Annotated in this window: 9 protein-coding genes, 2 rRNA genes and 1 pseudogene; 8 read left to right on the top strand and 4 right to left on the bottom strand. The window is 69.4% G+C overall.

Annotated features, from left to right (window positions below; translation table 11 throughout):
* Positions 1 to 25: 25 nt before the first annotated feature.
* Entirely contained in the window at positions 26 to 556 is a 531-nt protein-coding gene (locus KDY119_RS12040; protein ID WP_153022359.1) for a hypothetical protein, read from the top strand.
* Positions 557 to 583: 27 nt separating this feature from the next.
* On the opposite strand, the gene KDY119_RS12035 is transcribed toward KDY119_RS12040, so the two are convergent.
* A complete protein-coding gene (locus KDY119_RS12035) occupies positions 584 to 1,726 on the bottom strand; it encodes a S1C family serine protease (protein WP_153022358.1) in 1,143 nt (380 codons plus the stop codon).
* On the bottom strand, positions 1,723 to 3,885 hold the full coding sequence (locus KDY119_RS12030; RefSeq protein ID WP_036946367.1) for a prolyl oligopeptidase family serine peptidase: 2,163 nt from the start codon (positions 3,883 to 3,885) through the stop codon (positions 1,723 to 1,725). The genes KDY119_RS12035 and KDY119_RS12030 overlap by 4 nt, the downstream gene beginning before the upstream one ends.
* Before the next feature lie 160 nt (positions 3,886 to 4,045).
* On the opposite strand from KDY119_RS12030, the gene KDY119_RS12025 reads away from it, so the two are divergent.
* Both KDY119_RS12025 and ligA read left to right on the top strand, forming a co-directional pair.
* Positions 4,046 to 4,327, top strand: a complete 282-nt coding sequence (locus KDY119_RS12025; protein WP_036946364.1) for a hypothetical protein — start codon at positions 4,046 to 4,048, stop codon at positions 4,325 to 4,327.
* Complete coding sequence (gene ligA / locus KDY119_RS12020; RefSeq protein ID WP_227994324.1) at positions 4,324 to 6,786, top strand: NAD-dependent DNA ligase LigA; 2,463 nt, start codon at positions 4,324 to 4,326, stop codon at positions 6,784 to 6,786. Before KDY119_RS12025 ends, ligA begins: the two co-directional genes overlap by 4 nt.
* A 451-nt stretch (positions 6,787 to 7,237) precedes the next feature.
* Here ligA and KDY119_RS19415 read toward each other — a convergent pair.
* A pseudogene (locus KDY119_RS19415) lies at positions 7,238 to 7,723 on the bottom strand (dihydrodipicolinate synthase family protein); the annotation flags it as partial.
* Positions 7,720 to 8,316 (bottom strand): GNAT family N-acetyltransferase, encoded by a 597-nt coding sequence (locus KDY119_RS12010; RefSeq protein WP_051136150.1) that lies wholly within the window; start codon positions 8,314 to 8,316, stop codon positions 7,720 to 7,722. The gene KDY119_RS12010 and the pseudogene KDY119_RS19415, both read right to left, overlap by 4 nt.
* A gap of 34 nt (positions 8,317 to 8,350) precedes the next feature.
* On the opposite strand from KDY119_RS12010, the gene KDY119_RS12005 reads away from it, so the two are divergent.
* The 5 genes from KDY119_RS12005 to KDY119_RS11985 all read left to right on the top strand — a co-directional run bounded on the left by KDY119_RS12005 (position 8,351) and on the right by KDY119_RS11985 (position 16,357).
* Complete coding sequence (locus KDY119_RS12005; RefSeq protein ID WP_036946351.1) at positions 8,351 to 9,115, top strand: LamB/YcsF family protein; 765 nt, start codon at positions 8,351 to 8,353, stop codon at positions 9,113 to 9,115.
* 1 nt (position 9,116) lies between these two features.
* Positions 9,117 to 9,797: a 5-oxoprolinase subunit B family protein gene (locus KDY119_RS12000; protein WP_051136149.1), complete on the top strand. Its 681-nt coding sequence runs from the start codon at positions 9,117 to 9,119 to the stop codon at positions 9,795 to 9,797.
* Positions 9,797 to 10,708 carry a 5-oxoprolinase subunit C family protein gene (locus KDY119_RS11995; protein ID WP_051136148.1) on the top strand — a complete coding sequence of 304 codons (912 nt, stop codon included), beginning with the start codon at positions 9,797 to 9,799 and terminating at the stop codon, positions 10,706 to 10,708. Before KDY119_RS12000 ends, KDY119_RS11995 begins: the two co-directional genes overlap by 1 nt.
* A 516-nt stretch (positions 10,709 to 11,224) precedes the next feature.
* Positions 11,225 to 12,746, top strand: a 16S ribosomal RNA gene (locus KDY119_RS11990).
* A 499-nt stretch (positions 12,747 to 13,245) separates the two neighbouring features.
* Positions 13,246 to 16,357 (top strand): 23S ribosomal RNA (locus KDY119_RS11985).
* The 16S and 23S rRNA genes sit together here, the layout of an rRNA operon.
* The last annotated feature ends 28 nt before the right edge of the window (positions 16,358 to 16,385 follow it).

Genomic DNA, 16,385 nt, shown 5'->3' with positions numbered 1-16,385 from the left:
CGCTCCGCCAGGTCACAGTGTTCGCATGGGCACGAGCGCGCCGGCTCGCTCGGGGGCGCCCGCCGCGCGCGGTCCGCGGCTGTGGCGGGTCGTCCTGTACGCCGTGCTGTGCTCGTTCGTCCCCTGGGCGCTCGGGGGACTGTGGGCCGTGGTCGCGCGGGCCGAGGGGGGCTTCCCGCTCGGCGGCGGCTCGTTCGCCGGCGTCGACGGGGACCGCTGGCTCGAGTACGCGAACGACTGGTTCATCGCGTCGTCGTACGTGCTGCCGTTCGTCGCCGCCGCGCTGATCGCGGGCTGGGTCGTCGTGGTGCCGCAGCGCAGCCGGTGGGCGCTGGCGCTCGCGGTCACGGTCGTCGTCGCGGCCGTGGTGCTGCTGATGGCCTTCGGCGACGGGTTCGTGCACGGGGTCGGCTCGCCGTTCCGGTACGGCTTCGTGGCGCTGCTGCTCTCGGTGGTCACGCTCGACCTGCCGCTGTGCTTCGTGCTCGCGGCGTGGCTGGCGGTCCCGCTGCGTGTCCTCGCGCCGCCTCCGCGGCCGCTGAACCCCTGGCGCTGAGCGGCTCCGGCGGCGTCGGGGGAACGGTCAGCCGCCGGTGGCGGGCAGCGGCGCGAGCGTGATGGTCGTCCGGTGCTCCTTGCCGTCGCGCAGGTACACGGCGTCGATCGTGTCCCCGTTGTGCGCGGTCACGGTGAGGTGCGCGAGCGTGGCGGTCGTGGGCGCGGTCACGTCGCCGAGGCGGGTGATGAGGTCGCCCGGCCGCAGGCCGGCCTTGTCGGCCGAGCCGCCGTCGACGACGGACTCCACGAAGAGCCCGGCCTCGACGTCGAAGGCTGCGGCGGTCTCCTGCGTCACGGTGGAGGCGGCGAGCCCGAAGCTCGGGTGGGAGACCTTGCCGTGCTCGAGGAGCTCGTCGGTGATGGTGCGCACGGTGTCGACGGGCACCGCGAACCCGATGCCGACCGACCCTCCGCCGGCCTCGCCGTTCGCGTTCGGGACCGTCGCGATGGCCGTGTTGACGCCGACGAGCCTCCCGTCGCAGTCCACGAGCGCCCCGCCGGAGTTTCCGGGGTTGATCGACGCGTCCGTCTGCACGACGCCGGTGAGCACCGTGGTCCCGCCCGTGCCGGTCGGCACGGTGACCTCGCGGCCGAGCGCGCTGACGATCCCGGCCGTGACGCTGCCCGACAGCCCGAGCGGCGCGCCGAGCGCCACGACGGCCTCGCCGACGTCGACGGCGTCCGAGTGCGAGAACGCGATCGTCGGCAGGCTGTCGCCGGCGTCGATGCGGAGCACCGCGAGGTCGGTCTGCGGGTCGCGGCCCACCAGCTCGGCGGCGTAGGAGCGGCCGTCGGACAGCAGCACCTCGATCCTCCCGCCCGCGACCGCCGGGGTGATGACGTGGTCGTTGGTGACCACGACGCCGTCGGACCGGACGATCTCCCCGCTCCCCGTGCCGCTGCCGTCGGTGCCGTGGGCGGCGATCGTCACGATCGAGGGAAGGGTCCCGGACGCGACGTGGACGGCGTCGCACGCCCCGCTGGTCGACGACGCCACGTGCCCGCCCCACGCGCCGCCCGCGAACCCGAGCGCGGCGGCCGCGACGACGCCGCCCGCGACCACCCAGGGGGCGCGGGAGCGCGGGGGCCGCTGCGCTGCACCCTCGGCCCGCTCGTCACTCTCGGCCCGCTCGTCGCCGCTGCCGACCTGCGCGTCGTGGCTGCTCATCCCAACCGCTCCCACAGGAACCGGTACGCGATCGCCGCCATGTGGGCGGCCTGCTTGTTGTCGGCGGCGCCGCCGTGCCCGCCCTCGACGTTCTCCCAGTACGTGACGTCGCGGTCGCCGTCGAGGAGGAGCGCGGCCATCTTGCGGGCGTGACCCGGGTGGACGCGGTCGTCGCGGGTCGACGTCGTGAACAGGACGGGCGGGTAGGCGCGGTCCGGGTCCACGAGGTGGTAGGGGGAGAAGGTGCGGACGAACTCCCACTGCGCGGGGTCGTCGGGGTCGCCGTACTCCGCCGCCCACGACGCTCCCGCGAGGAGCTTCGTGTACCGGCGCATGTCGAGCAGCGGCACCTGGCACACGATCGCCCCGAACAGCTCCGGGTACTGCGTGAGCATGTTCCCCATGAGCAGGCCGCCGTTGCTGCCGCCCTGCGCACCGAGGTGCTCGGGCGTCGTGACGCCGCGGGCGACGAGGTCGCGCGCGACGGCCGCGAAGTCCTCGTACGCGCGGTGACGGTGCTCCTTGAGGGCCGCCTGGTGCCAGGCCGGCCCGTACTCGCCGCCCCCGCGGATGTTCGCGACGACGTAGGTCCCGCCACGCGTGAGCCACGCCCGCCCCAGCCCGCCCGAGTACGACGGCGTGAGCGAGATCTCGAAGCCGCCGTACCCGTAGAGCAGCGTGGGGCGCGCGCCGGTGGCGGGCGGCTCCGCGGGGCCGATCTGGAAGTAGGGGACCCGGGTGCCGTCGTCGGACGTCGCGAAGTGCTGCGAGACGGCCAGCCCGGCGGCGTCGAAGAACGCGGGCATCGATTTGAGGGGCTCGGGCGCGTCGTTCGCGTCCTCTCCCGGCCCGACGACGCGGGCGAGCGAGAGCGTCGTCGGCGTCAGGTAGTCGGTGGTCACGAGCCAGACGTCGTCGCTCGTCTGCGAGTCGACGGCCCGGACGCCGGTGGTCCCGAACGCCGGTGCGCCGGGCAACGGGCTGCGTGCCCAGGGCGTTCCGGCCGCCGCATCCGGTCCCGGCGGGGTCAGGACGTGGAGCCGGTTCTTCACGTCGTCGAGCACGTTGACGACGAGGTGGTGCGCTGTCCAGGTGGCCCCGGCGAGCGACGTCGTGGGGGTGGGCTCGAACAGCACGGTGAGGTCGCGCGAGCCCGCCATGAAGTCGTCGAACCGCCCCGCGAGCAGCGACCCCGCCGGGTAGGTGACGGCGCCCGCGGAGCCTTCGACCGTCCACGGGTCGCGCAGCTCGACGAGGAGCCACTCGCGCCGCGGCGACGCCTCCGCCGAGCGCGGCACGTCGACGAGCCGGAGCTCGCCGTCCGGGTCGAGCCAGTACAGCTCGGCCTCGTAGAACGCGATCGCCCGGCTCACGAGGTCGCGCTCGTACCCGGCGTCGCGAGCGTGGTGCGCGGAGATGTACAGGTCGTCGCGCTCGCCCGCGTAGACGGTCTCCGCCGCCTCGAGGGGCGTTCCGCGACGCCACCGCTTGACGACGCGCGGGTAGCCGGAGGTCGTCGTGGTCGGCTCGCCGTCGGGCCCCTCGCCGAAGTCGGTGAACACGTAGACGGTGTCGTCGTCGACCCACGCGAGGCCGCCCTTGGCCTCGTCGCGGTGGAAGCCGCCCTCGGCCGGCGGCACGATCCGCTTGGCGACGAGGTCGATCTCGCGGCTCACGTCGGCGTCGGAACCGCCCCGCGACAGGTCGACGATCGCGCGCCGCCAGGGCGCGTCGGGGTCGGTCGGGCGCAGGACGCTCGCGCCGTGCCAGACCCAGGACTCGCCCTCCGCCTCGGCGAGCGCGTCGAGGTCGAGCACCGTCTCCCACTCCGGGTCGTCCGTCCGGTAGGAGTCGAGCGTGGTGCGCCGCCACACGCCGCGCACGTGGACGTCGTCGCGCCAGAAGTTGTAGAGCCGGTCGCCGAGCCGCGACACGTCGGGGATCTTGTCGTGGCTGTCGAGCACCTCGAGGATCTCCGCCTCGATCTCGGCGAGGGCGGGCACCGAGGCCCCACCCGCGGTCGTGGGGGCGCTTCCGAGCCGCTCCTCGGCGTCGGCGTTGCGGGCGCGGACCCAGTCGAGCGCCCGCTCTCCCTCCACGTCCTCGAGCCACAGGTACGGGTCGGTCGGCGGGGAGGCGGGATCGGAAGGCGACGTCATGGCAAGAACCCTAGAGCGGCGCGGGCGTCCCGGCCCGGCCACGTCAGCCTCGTGGTGGACCCGTGCGGGTGCCGGGACCACCCCTGGGCGTACGGGCCCGGGGCGAGGTCACGACCGAGGCCCGACGCGGTGAGGGCGCCCCGCGGCGGAGGCTCGAGGCATGGCAGCAACGCACCTGCACCCGTTCCACCGGTCGCCCGCCCGGGGCGGGACCGGACGGTCCCGACGCCGCGGCACCGGCGCCCGCGACCTGCTCGACGGCGTGGTCGCGGCCGCGATGGCCGTGCTCGCCCTGGTCGCGCTCGTCCTCGCGCTCGTCCTCGTCGGGTCCTGGGTCGGGCGAGCGGTCGCCGGGCACGGGCTGACGAGCGTGGCGTCGAGCGTCGTGCCGAGCGGCGTGGATCGGCCCGTGTCCTACCCGCACGGCATGATGGGCGCGTGAGCGACGAGCTGACCCGCGAGCCTCTGGACGCGCCCCCGACCGCCGGTGCGTCCGCACCGACCGCCGCCACCGAGGCGAGCCCCGACCTCGCCGACGCGCACCGACGCTGGGCGGAGCTGGCCGAGAGCATCGAGGCCGACCAGTTCGCGTACTACATCAAGGACGCGCCGGTCAGCTCGGACGCGGACTACGACGCGCGCCTGCGCGAGCTGCAGGCCCTCGAGGACGCGTTCCCGGAGCTACGGAGCCCCGACTCGCCGACGCAGCGCGTGGGCGGCACGTTCTCGACGGAGTTCGCGGCCGTCGAGCACGTCGAGCGCATGCTCAGCCTGGACAACGCGTTCAACGAGGAGGACGTGCGGGCCTGGGCCGACCGCGTCGCCAAGGAGCTCGGCCACGACGCCGACGGGACGGCGGTGCCCGATCTCCACTACCTGTGCGAGGTCAAGATCGACGGCCTCGCGATCGCTCTCCTGTACGAGCGCGGGCGTCTGGTGCGGGCCGCGACGCGCGGCGACGGTCGGACGGGCGAGGACGTGACGCTCAACGTCCGCACCATCACGACCGTCCCGCAGACCCTCGCCGGCGACCCCGCGACGCATCCGCACCTGATCGAGATCCGCGGCGAGGTGTTCTTCCCCGTCGCGGAGTTCGAGACGCTCAACGCCGCCCAGGTCGAGGCCGGCAAGGCGCCGTTCGCGAACCCCCGCAACGCGGCGGCGGGCTCGCTGCGCCAGAAGGACCCGCGCGTGACGGCGTCGCGCCCGCTGCGCATGTACGCGCACGGCGTGGGTGCGCTGCAGTGGGAGGAGGGGGAGCACGCGCAGCTCGAGCGCCAGTCGCAGGCCTACGAGCTCTTCGAGTCGTGGGGGGTGCCGGTCTCGAGCCACAACCGCGTGGTCACCGGCATCCCGGCCGTCCTCGAGATGATCGAGTACTACGGGACGCACCGGCACGACATCGAGCACGAGCTCGACGGTCTCGTGGCCAAGGTCGACGAGCTCGCCCTCCAGCGCCGGCTCGGAGCGACCAGCCGTGCGCCACGGTGGGCCATCGCGTACAAGTACCCGCCCGAGGAGGTCAACACCAAGCTCCTCGACATCCGCGTCAACGTGGGTCGGACCGGCCGCGTCACGCCCTACGGCGTGATGGAGCCCGTCAAGGTCGCGGGATCGACGGTCGAGATGGCGACCCTCCACAACGCGAGCGAGGTCGAGCGCAAGGGCGTGCTCATCGGCGACACCGTGGTGCTGCGCAAGGCGGGCGACGTGATCCCCGAGATCGTGGGACCGGTCGCGGCGCTGCGCGACGGGACCGAGCGCGCGTTCGTCATGCCGACCGTCTGCCCGTCGTGCGGCACGCCTCTCGCGCCCGCGAAGGAGGGCGACGTCGACATCCGGTGCCCCAACCAGCGTTCGTGCCCGTCCCAGCTCCGCGAGCGGTTGTTCCACGCCGCGGGCCGCGGCGCGTTCGACATCGAGGCGCTCGGCTGGGAGGCGGCGGTCGCGCTGACGGACCCCGAGCTCGACCGGCCGACCGACCCCGCGACGTACCGGCCCGGCGGTGACGTCGACGCGCCGGCGCCCGACGCGCTGCCCGAGCCGCAGCGGCCGGTCCTCGCGACCGAGGCCGGCCTGTTCGACCTCACGCCCGAGGACCTGCGCGAGGTCCGCGTCTGGCGGGAGATCAAGAAGAAGGGCGTCGGGACCGGCCTGTGGGAGGACCGCCTCTACTTCTGGACCAAGCCCACGGGCACCAAGCCGTCCGCGCCCCACGCCAACACGACCCGCCTGTTCGCCGAGCTCGACAAGGCGAGGGACCAGCCGCTGTGGCGGGTCCTGGTCGCGCTGTCGATCCGTCACGTCGGCCCGACGGCGGCTCGCGCCCTCGCGCAGCACTTCGGCTCGCTCGACGCGATCGAGGAGGCGGCGACGCGTGAGCCTGCGGACGCCGACGAGGACGCCACCAAGCCCCCGGCCGAGCTCGCGGCCGTCGAGGGGGTCGGCCCGACCATCGCCGTCGCGGTCCGCGACTGGTTCGGCGACGTGGACGACCCCGACAACTGGCGCCGCGAGATCGTCGACCGCTGGCGGGCCGCGGGGGTCCGCACGGCTGACGAGCGCGACGAGTCCGTCGAGCGGACGCTCGAGGGGCTCACGGTCGTCGTGACGGGTTCGCTCGAGGGCTTCACGCGCGACGGCGCCAAGGAGGCGATCCTCGCGCGCGGCGGCAAGGCGTCGGGGTCCGTGTCGAAGAAGACGGACTTCGTGGTCGTCGGGCCGAACGCCGGGAGCAAGGAGACCAAGGCGCGCGAGCTCGGTCGCCCGATCCTCGACGAGGGCGGGTTCGTCGCGCTGCTCGAGGGCGGCCCCGCCGCGGTGACGCCCGGAACCTCCGCGGACGACGCCGCGACCGACGACGCCGCGCCCGGGCTCGAGCTCGAGGCCGACGAGGAGTAGCCGACGTGGAGCAGCCCGGGGTCCGGTGGCTCAGGGGCGGCGGTCCACGACCTCCCGGAGCCGCGCGACGCCCGTCGGGTGGCACGGGCAGCCACGGGCCCCGGGGCGGTCCGGTGCGGACGCCGAGCAGGTTCGCGAGCGCGTGCAGCCCGGACACAGGCCGGAGCGTGCCCAGCACCGTGGCGAGCTCGTGCAGCCAGGCGCCCCCCGGCGTGGTGCCGGTGGCGGCGTCGACCCGTGAGCGCCTCAGCGCGACGTACTCGGCGGGCGCGAGCGCGGCGAGACCCGTGTGCCACGCGTCGGCGGGCGAGGCGTCGTCGGTGAGGGCGACGTCGCCGCTGAGCCCGACCGCCACGCGCGGCCCGTCGGTACCCCCGGAACCCGCGCGCGGGACCGCCCCGCGCAGCTCCTCGACCCGGGTGCTGCGTCGCGTCGGCAGGGTCGCCGGGTCCTTCACTCCGCGGAGGGACGTCGTCGCCGCCAGCTCGGCGAGAAGGCCGGGGGTGAGGTCGTACCCCGTCTGGACGGGCTTGTTGTAGAAGCACAGGGGCAGGACGCTCGCGGCCGAGACCGCCCGGACGAGAGTCGTGACCTCGGGATCCACGAGCGGCGCGTAGGCGAACGGTGCGAGCAGCAGCCCGTCGGCCCCCGCACGCTCCGCGGCTCGCGCGTACTCGAGCACCTGCCACGTGGCGGGTGCGCTGACGGCGACGTGCAGGGGCACGGAGCCGCCGGCCTCCCGCGCCGCGCGCACGACGCGGTCGCGCTCGGACGCGTCGAACGCCCTTCCGTCGCCGCTCGACGCGAGCACGACGACGCCGTCGACGCCGGCGCCGACCGTAGCCGCGACGAGCTCGCCCAACGCCCCGAGCGCGGGCGCCCCCTCGTCGTCGAGCGGCGTGATCGGGTAGGCGAGGAGCCCGGTGAAGGTGCTCATGCGTTCGTCGCCCGGGCGGGGCGCAGCACCCGGGCCATGACGACGTCGTCCTGCGGCTCTCCGCCCACCACGTAGGCCCGGCGTCCGACCTCGGCGAAGCCGTGCTTGCCGTAGAACCGCTGCGCGCGGCGGTTCTCGGTGTTGGTGCCGAGCCAGACGGCCTGCCCGTCGAGCAGCTCCGCGGCGGCCACGAGCGCGGCGGTCATGAGCGTGCCGGTGGCACCGGTGCCGCGCGCCGAGGCGAGCGCGTAGATCTTCGACAGCTCGACGGCCGCGGCGTGCGGGTACCCGGGCCCGAGGAGCCCGTCGAGCTGCGCGGGCTCGGCGGGCCGCGCGCGTACGAGGAGCGCGTAGCCGACGAGCCGGCCGTCGGTCTCGGCGACGAGGACGACGGCCGGCGTCGAAGGCTCGCCGTAGCGCCCGGCGACCCAGGAGCGGAAGTGCGCGGCGTCGAGCTCGCGCGCGACGTGCTCCGCGATCGCCGCCGCCGGCAGCGTGGGCGGTGCTGCGTCCGGGAATGTCTCGGCGGCGAGCGCGACGAGCGGCTCGACGTCGTCGGTCCTGGCGAGTCGCACGGTGAGGTCGTCGGGCATCCCCCGAAAGTACCGGGTCGGCGATGATGGACGGGTGACGGACCACGCGACGACGATCGACCTCAACGTCGACCTCGGGGAGGGCTTCGGCCGCTGGAGCATCGCCGACGACGCCGCCCTCCTCGACCTGGTGAGCAGCGCCAACGTGGCGTGCGGCTTCCACGCGGGCGACCCCTCGATCATGCGGCGCACGTGCGGGGCGGCGGCCGAGCGGGGCGTGCGCATCGGTGCGCACGTCGCCTACCGCGACCTGGCGGGCTTCGGCCGCCGGTTCGTCGACGCCGGCTACGCCGAGCTCCGCGACGACGTGCTCTACCAGGTCGGCGCGCTCGACGCGTTCGCGCGCGTCGCCGGCACGCAGGTCTCCTACGTCAAGCCGCACGGCGCGCTCTACAACACGATCGTCCACCACGAGGAGCAGGCGAGGGCGGTCGTCGACGCCGTCGCCGAGGCGGGCCTCGCGCTCGTCGGTCTCCCGGGCTCGGCGGTGCTGGCGCTCGCGGTCGCGGCGGGCGTGCCGACGGTTCCCGAGGCGTTCGGCGACCGCGGCTACCGTGCGGACGGGACGCTCGTCCCGCGCCGCGAGCCCGGCGCTCTCGTGACCGATCCGGCCGAGGTGGCGTCCCGCGTGCGCCGCCTGGCCCGCGAGCACACGGTCCTCGCGGTGGACGGCACGGTCGTGTCGTCCCCGGCCCGGAGCGTCTGCCTGCACTCGGACAGCCCGGGCGCGCTCGCGACCGTGGCCGCGGCCCGCGCCGCTCTCGACGCCGCGGGCGTCGCGGTGCTCCCGGCGGTCTGAGATGCCGGCAGAGGAGCACGGCCCCCGGGTCCTGGCCCGCCCCTACGGGTCGGCCGCGGTCATGGTCGACGTGGGCGGGGAGGATCCGCTGCCGCGGGTGGTCGCGCTCACGCGTGCGCTGCGCGCCCTTGCCGACCCCGACGTCGCCGACCTGGTCCCGGCGGCCCGCTCCGTCCTCGTCCTGCTCCGTGAGACGCCCGACGGCGCAGCGCACCCGGGTGCGCAGGTGCGCCTCGTCGAGGCCGTACGTTCCTTGGCGCCGGACCTGGCAGGGGTCGCGCCGCCCGACGGCACCGGGGACGTCGTCGAGATCCCGGTGGTCTACGACGGCCCGGACCTCGACGACGTCGCCGAGCTTGCCGGCCTCACGACGGCCGAGGTGGTCGAGCGCCACGCGTCCGCGCTCTACACGGCTGCGTTCGTGGGCTTCGCGCCGGGCTTCGCCTACCTCGTGGGACTCGACCCGTCGCTGCGGGTGCCGCGGCTCGCGACCCCGCGCCCTCGCGTCGACGCGGGTGCCGTGGCCGTGGCCGGGGAGTTCACGGCCGTCTACCCCACGCCGAGTCCGGGCGGCTGGCGGCTCCTCGGCCGCACGCCGGCCCGCATGTTCGACGTAGCGCGCACGCCGCCGGGTCTCGTCGTGCCAGGCGCCCGCGTGCGGTTCGTCCCGGAGCGCAGCTGATGATCGAGGTCCTCGCGCCCGGTCCGGCGGCGTTCGTGGAGGATCTGGGCCGTCCCGGTTGTGCGGGCCTCGGTGTCGGGCGCTCCGGTGCCGCGGACCGTGGGGCCCTCGTGCGCGCGAACTTGCTGCTCGGCAACCCGCCGGGTGCCGCCGCGGTCGAGGCCACGTTGGGCGGGCTCCGGGTCCGCTTCACCGCCGACCACGTCGTCGTCCTCACCGGTGCGCCGGCTCCGGCGACGCTGGCCGGAGTCCCGGTCGGGGTCGGCGCCGTGCTGCGTGCGAGGCCGGGCGAGGTGCTCGAGCTCGGGATTCCGCCGCACGGCCTGCGCACCTATCTCGCGGTGCGCGGCGGCGTGGACGTGCCGGCGGTCCTCGGGTCACGATCCTGGGACGTGCTCGCGGAGCTCGGACCGGCGACGCTCCGTGGCGGCGAGGTTCTCCCCGTGGGTGAGCCTGCTGGCCCGGGTCCGGTCGCGGAGCGTCTCGTACGAGCGCCCGGCGAAACCTGGACGGGCGACCTCGGCACGCCTGCGGTGGAGGTCGTCGGCGGTCTTCGGGACGACTGGTTCGCCGACGTGGCCTGGGAGACGCTGCTCCGAGAGTCCTACCGGGTGACCCCGGACAGCAACCGGGTGGCCCTCCGGCTCGCGGGCGCGGCGGTGCCGCGGGCCGAGCGGGGGGAGTACTCCTCCGAGGGCCTGGTCCGCGGGGCCGTGCAGGTGCCGCCGTCGGGGAAGCCCGTGGTGTTCCTGTCGGACCATCCGGTGACGGGCGGATACCCCGTGATCGGTGTCGTGACGCCCGCCGGCTGCGACGCGCTCGCGCAGCTGCGACCGGGCGACGATCTGAGGTTCGGACGCTTCGACGGCGCTCCGCACGCGAGGGTCTCAGGCGCGCGTCCGGCATGGTGACGACGGTCACCCGAGACGGGCTTGCACGAGTCGCTGGGTGCCCCGTAGTGTTCTCGATGTCGCCCGGCAGGGAGGAACGGACAAGCTGACCAAGGTCAGCGAGGCTGGTCCCCGCGGGCAACGCCCCCGAGTTAGTTGTCCTTCGCTCGTGTCGAGCGTGGGTGGCCTCGGGAACTCTGACTCCTTGACCCGGCCGGTTTGCTGGTGGGGTGGGGGTCGGGTAAGATGGAGAAGTTGCCCCAGTGAGAGCCCGGGAGGGTTTGAGCGGGTGAGCGTCCGTTTCTTGAGAACTCAACAGTGTGCTTGATAGTCAATGCCAATGAACTCTTGTCGGGTTGCTGGTGCTGCTTCGGTGGTGTTGGTGGTCTGGTGGGGGTGTTTTTTGGACGAGAATCGAACCAGTTGGTTTGGTTCTGGCCAGTTTGATTGATCGCCTGCAGTTTTGTGGGTGTTCTTCGTATGGTTTGTTGACTGTGTCTGGCTCCTTGTGGGTTGGGTGTGGTTGGCGTTGAAACATTTACGGAGAGTTTGATCCTGGCTCAGGACGAACGCTGGCGGCGTGCTTAACACATGCAAGTCGAACGGTGAAGCCCAGCTTGCTGGGTGGATCAGTGGCGAACGGGTGAGTAACACGTGAGTAACCTGCCCCTGACTTTGGGATAACTCCGGGAAACCGGGGCTAATACCGGATATGAGCTCTTGCTGCATGGTGAGGGTTGGAAAGATTTATCGGTTGGGGATGGGCTCGCGGCCTATCAGCTTGTTGGTGGGGTGATGGCCTACCAAGGCGACGACGGGTAGCCGGCCTGAGAGGGCGACCGGCCACACTGGGACTGAGACACGGCCCAGACTCCTACGGGAGGCAGCAGTGGGGAATATTGCACAATGGGCGCAAGCCTGATGCAGCGACGCCGCGTGAGGGATGACGGCCTTCGGGTTGTAAACCTCTTTCAGCAGGGAAGAAGCGCAAGTGACGGTACCTGCAGAAGAAGCGCCGGCTAACTACGTGCCAGCAGCCGCGGTAATACGTAGGGCGCAAGCGTTGTCCGGAATTATTGGGCGTAAAGAGCTCGTAGGCGGTTTGTCGCGTCTGCTGTGAAATCCCGAGGCTCAACCTCGGGCTTGCAGTGGGTACGGGCAGACTAGAGTGCGGTAGGGGAGACTGGAATTCCTGGTGTAGCGGTGGAATGCGCAGATATCAGGAGGAACACCGATGGCGAAGGCAGGTCTCTGGGCCGCAACTGACGCTGAGGAGCGAAAGCATGGGGAGCGAACAGGATTAGATACCCTGGTAGTCCATGCCGTAAACGTTGGGCACTAGGTGTGGGGCTCATTCCACGAGTTCCGTGCCGCAGCTAACGCATTAAGTGCCCCGCCTGGGGAGTACGGCCGCAAGGCTAAAACTCAAAGGAATTGACGGGGGCCCGCACAAGCGGCGGAGCATGCGGATTAATTCGATGCAACGCGAAGAACCTTACCAAGGCTTGACATATACGAGAATCCGCTGGAGACAGCGGCCTCTTTGGACACTCGTATACAGGTGGTGCATGGTTGTCGTCAGCTCGTGTCGTGAGATGTTGGGTTAAGTCCCGCAACGAGCGCAACCCTCGTCCCATGTTGCCAGCGGGTTATGCCGGGGACTCATGGGAGACTGCCGGGGTCAACTCGGAGGAAGGTGGGGATGACGTCAAATCATCATGCCCCTTATGTCTTGGGCTTCACGCATGCTACAATGGCCGGTACAAAGGGCTGCGATACCGTAAGGTGGAGCGAATCCCAAAAAGCCGGTCTCAGTTCGGATTGGGGTCTGCAACTCGACCCCATGAAGTCGGAGTCGCTAGTAATCGCAGATCAGCAACGCTGCGGTGAATACGTTCCCGGGCCTTGTACACACCGCCCGTCAAGTCACGAAAGTCGGTAACACCCGAAGCCCATGGCCCAACCCTTGTGGGGGGAGTGGTCGAAGGTGGGACTGGCGATTGGGACTAAGTCGTAACAAGGTAGCCGTACCGGAAGGTGCGGCTGGATCACCTCCTTTCTAAGGAGCTTTTGCTTCTGTCGAGCGCTGCCGGCTACTGGTCTGGTCCCCGTTGGTGGGGTCGGGTGGTGGTTGGTGGTCATGCCGGTGCCGAGCGTGTGCCGGGTGGTTGCTCGTGGGTGGAACATTGACGAGGTCGTGCCCTGGGGTGCGGTCGCTGCTAGTACTGCTGGTGTCTTCCTTCGGGGGGGTGCGGGTGTGGAAGGTGGTGGCCGGCTGCGGGGTGGGGCCGGTGAGCACACTGTTGGGTCCTGAGGAAGCGGCCGCGTGTCGCCTGGTTGGTCGTGAGGCTGGTCGGGTGGTGGTTGTTGCCTTGTGGTGCGGGCCGTGGCGAGATCTCATGCCTGGGGTGTGGGTGAGCTGCGGGATCGTCGGTTGCTTGAGAACTGTACAGTGGACGCGAGCATCTTTGTGAAACACGAAGCATGCCTGGGGGTCATCCTTCTTTTTGGGGGGTGGCCCGGGGTGTGCGACCGTGGTTTCTGCAATTTTGTTGTTGAGTTAAGTTTTTAAGGGCACAGGGTGGATGCCTTGGCACCAGGAGCCGAAGAAGGACGTTGTAGCCTGCGATAAGCCTCGGGGAGTTGGCAAACGAACCGTGATCCGAGGATGTCCGAATGGGGAAACCCGGCCGCAGTCATGTGCGGTCACCTGCACCTGAATATATAGGGTGTGTGGAGGGAACGCCGGGAAGTGAAACATCTCAGTACCGGCAGGAAGAGATATTCCGTGAGTAGTGGCGAGCGAAAGCGGAGCAGGCCAAACCGTGCACGTGTGAAAGCTGTCAGGCGTTGCGTGTGCGGGGTTGTGGGACCTTTCTGGATCTGCTGACACGGGTCCGGGGAGTCAGAAAGCCGCGTTATAGTCGAAGGGCATTGAAAGGCCCGGCACAGAGGGTGCGACCCCCGTAGACGAAATGGCGTGGCCTCCCGAAGGGGATCCCAAGTAGCACGGGGCCCGAGAAATCTCGTGTGAATCTGGCAAGACCACTTGCTAAGCCTAAATACTACCTGGTGACCGATAGCGGACTAGTACCGTGAGGGAAAGGTGAAAAGTACCCCGGGAGGGGAGTGAAATAGTACCTGAAACCGTGTGCCTACAATCCGTTGGAGCCTCCTTGGCAGGGGTGACAGCGTGCCTTTTGAAGAATGAGCCTGCGAGTTAGTGCTCAGTGGCGAGGTTAACCCGTGTGGGGAAGCCGTAGCGAAAGCGAGTCCGAACAGGGCGACCATAGTCGCTGGGTCTAGACCCGAAGCGAAGTGATCTAGCCATGGGCAGGCTGAAGCGCGGGTAAGACCGCGTGGAGGGCCGAACCCACCAGGGTTGAAAACCTGGGGGATGACCTGTGGTTAGGGGTGAAAGGCCAATCAAACTTCGTGATAGCTGGTTCTCCCCGAAATGCATTTAGGTGCAGCGTCACGTGTTTCTTGCCGGAGGTAGAGCTACTGGATGGCCGATGGGCCCTACAAGGTTACTGACGTCAGCCAAACTCCGAATGCCGGTAAGTGAGAGCGTGGCAGTGAGACTGCGGGGGATAAGCTCCGTAGTCGAGAGGGAAACAGCCCAGACCACCAGCTAAGGCCCCTAAGCGTGTGCTAAGTGGGAAAGGATGTGGAGTTGCACAGACAACCAGGAGGTTGGCTTAGAAGCAGCCACCCTTGAAAGAGTGCGTAATAGCTCACTGGTCAAGTGATTCCGCGCCGACAATGTAGCGGGGCTCAAGTACACCGCCGAAGCTGTGGCATTCACATATTGCTAGGCCTTCGTGGTCCAGGCGTGTGGATGGGTAGGGGAGCGTCGTGTGGGCAGTGAAGCTGCGGGGTAACCCAGTGGTGGAGCCTACACGAGTGAGAATGCAGGCATGAGTAGCGAAAGACGGGTGGGAAACCCGTCCGCCGAATGACCAAGGGTTCCAGGGCCAGGCTAATCCGCCCTGGGTAAGTCGGGACCTAAGGCGAGGCCGACAGGCGTAGTCGATGGACAAGGAGTTGAGATTCTCCTACCGGCGAAGAACCGCCCATACCGAGCCCGGTGATGCTAAGCGCCCGAATCCCCCCGCCGTTCCTTCGGGAACACTGGGTGGGCCTAGCGCGCGACCCGATCCGGTAGTAGGTAAGCGTATTAACAGGGGTGACGCAGGAAGGTAGCCCGGCGTGGCGATGGTTGTCCACGTCCAAGGTCGCAGGGTGAGCAGCAGGCAAATCCGCTGCTCGTGGAGCCCGAGGGCCGATGGTGACCGCATCAGCGGGATAACAGGGTGATCCTATGCTGCCAAGAAAAGCCTCGGCGCGAGGTTCTAGCCGCCCGTACCCCAAACCGACTCAGGTGGTCAGGTAGAGAATACTAAGGCGATCGAGTGAATCGTGGTTAAGGAACTCGGCAAAATGCCCCCGTAACTTCGGGAGAAGGGGGGCCCCAAGCGTGAAGCCGCTTGCCGGCTAGCGTGGAGGGCCGCAGAGACCAGGGAGAAGCGACTGTTTACTAAAAACACAGGTCCGTGCGAAGTCGCAAGACGATGTATACGGACTGACGCCTGCCCGGTGCTGGAAGGTTAAGAGGACGGGTCAGCCCCCTTGGGGGCGAAGCTCAGAATTTAAGCCCCAGTAAACGGCGGTGGTAACTATAACCATCCTAAGGTAGCGAAATTCCTTGTCGGGTAAGTTCCGACCTGCACGAATGGCGTAACGACTTCTCCGCTGTCTCAACCGCGAACTCGGCGAAATTGCACTACGAGTAAAGATGCTCGTTACGCGCAGCAGGACGGAAAGACCCCGGGACCTTTACTATAGCTTGGTATTGGTGTTCGGTGCGGCTTGTGTAGGATAGGTGGGAGACGGTGAAGCGCACGCGCCAGCGTGTGTGGAGTCAACGTTGAAATACCACTCTGGTCGCTCTGGACTCCTAACCTCGGTCCGTGATCCGGATCAGGGACAGTGCCTGGTGGGTAGTTTAACTGGGGCGGTTGCCTCCTAAAATGTAACGGAGGCGCTCAAAGGTTCCCTCAGCCTGGTTGGCAATCAGGTGGCGAGTGCAAGTGCACAAGGGAGCTTGACTGTGAGACTGACAGGTCGAGCAGGGACGAAAGTCGGAACTAGTGATCCGGCGGTGGCTTGTGGAAGCGCCGTCGCTCAACGGATAAAAGGTACCCCGGGGATAACAGGCTGATCTTGCCCAAGAGTCCATATCGACGGCATGGTTTGGCACCTCGATGTCGGCTCGTCGCATCCTGGGGCTGGAGTAGGTCCCAAGGGTTGGGCTGTTCGCCCATTAAAGCGGTACGCGAGCTGGGTTTAGAACGTCGTGAGACAGTTCGGTCCCTATCCGCTGCGCGCGCAGGAAACTTGAGAAGGGCTGTCCCTAGTACGAGAGGACCGGGACGGACGAACCTCTGGTGTGCCAGTTGTTCCGCCAGGAGCACCGCTGGTTAGCTACGTTCGGAAGGGATAACCGCTGAAAGCATCTAAGCGGGAAGCCTGCTTCAAGATGAGGTTTCCAACCCCGTATGGGGGAGAGGCACCCAGCTAGACCACTGGGTAGATAGGCCGGATGTGGAAGCGGGGACCAAAGACCCGTGGAGCTGACCGGTACTAATCAGCCGACAACTTACCAACAACATGTCATGTTTCGCGTCCACTGTGC

The sequence above is a fragment of the Luteimicrobium xylanilyticum genome (assembly GCF_009429125.1).
GTDB lineage: Bacteria > Actinomycetota > Actinomycetes > Actinomycetales > Cellulomonadaceae > Luteimicrobium > Luteimicrobium xylanilyticum.
The sequence above is the reverse complement of the archived record's forward strand: the minus strand, read 5'-3'. Positions and strand labels throughout refer to the sequence as shown.

Excerpts from the sequence above, each read along its gene's own strand:
- KDY119_RS12040 (WP_153022359.1), top strand. The coding sequence starts at position 26 with ATGGGCACGAGCGCGCCGGCTCGCTCGGGGGCGCCCGCCGCGCGCGGT.
- KDY119_RS12035 (WP_153022358.1), bottom strand. The coding sequence starts at position 1,726 with ATGAGCAGCCACGACGCGCAGGTCGGCAGCGGCGACGAGCGGGCCGAG.
- KDY119_RS12030 (WP_036946367.1), bottom strand. The coding sequence starts at position 3,885 with ATGACGTCGCCTTCCGATCCCGCCTCCCCGCCGACCGACCCGTACCTG.
- KDY119_RS12025 (WP_036946364.1), top strand. The coding sequence starts at position 4,046 with ATGGCAGCAACGCACCTGCACCCGTTCCACCGGTCGCCCGCCCGGGGC.
- KDY119_RS12010 (WP_051136150.1), bottom strand. The coding sequence starts at position 8,316 with ATGCCCGACGACCTCACCGTGCGACTCGCCAGGACCGACGACGTCGAG.
- KDY119_RS12000 (WP_051136149.1), top strand. The coding sequence starts at position 9,117 with ATGCCGGCAGAGGAGCACGGCCCCCGGGTCCTGGCCCGCCCCTACGGG.
- KDY119_RS11995 (WP_051136148.1), top strand. The coding sequence starts at position 9,797 with ATGATCGAGGTCCTCGCGCCCGGTCCGGCGGCGTTCGTGGAGGATCTG.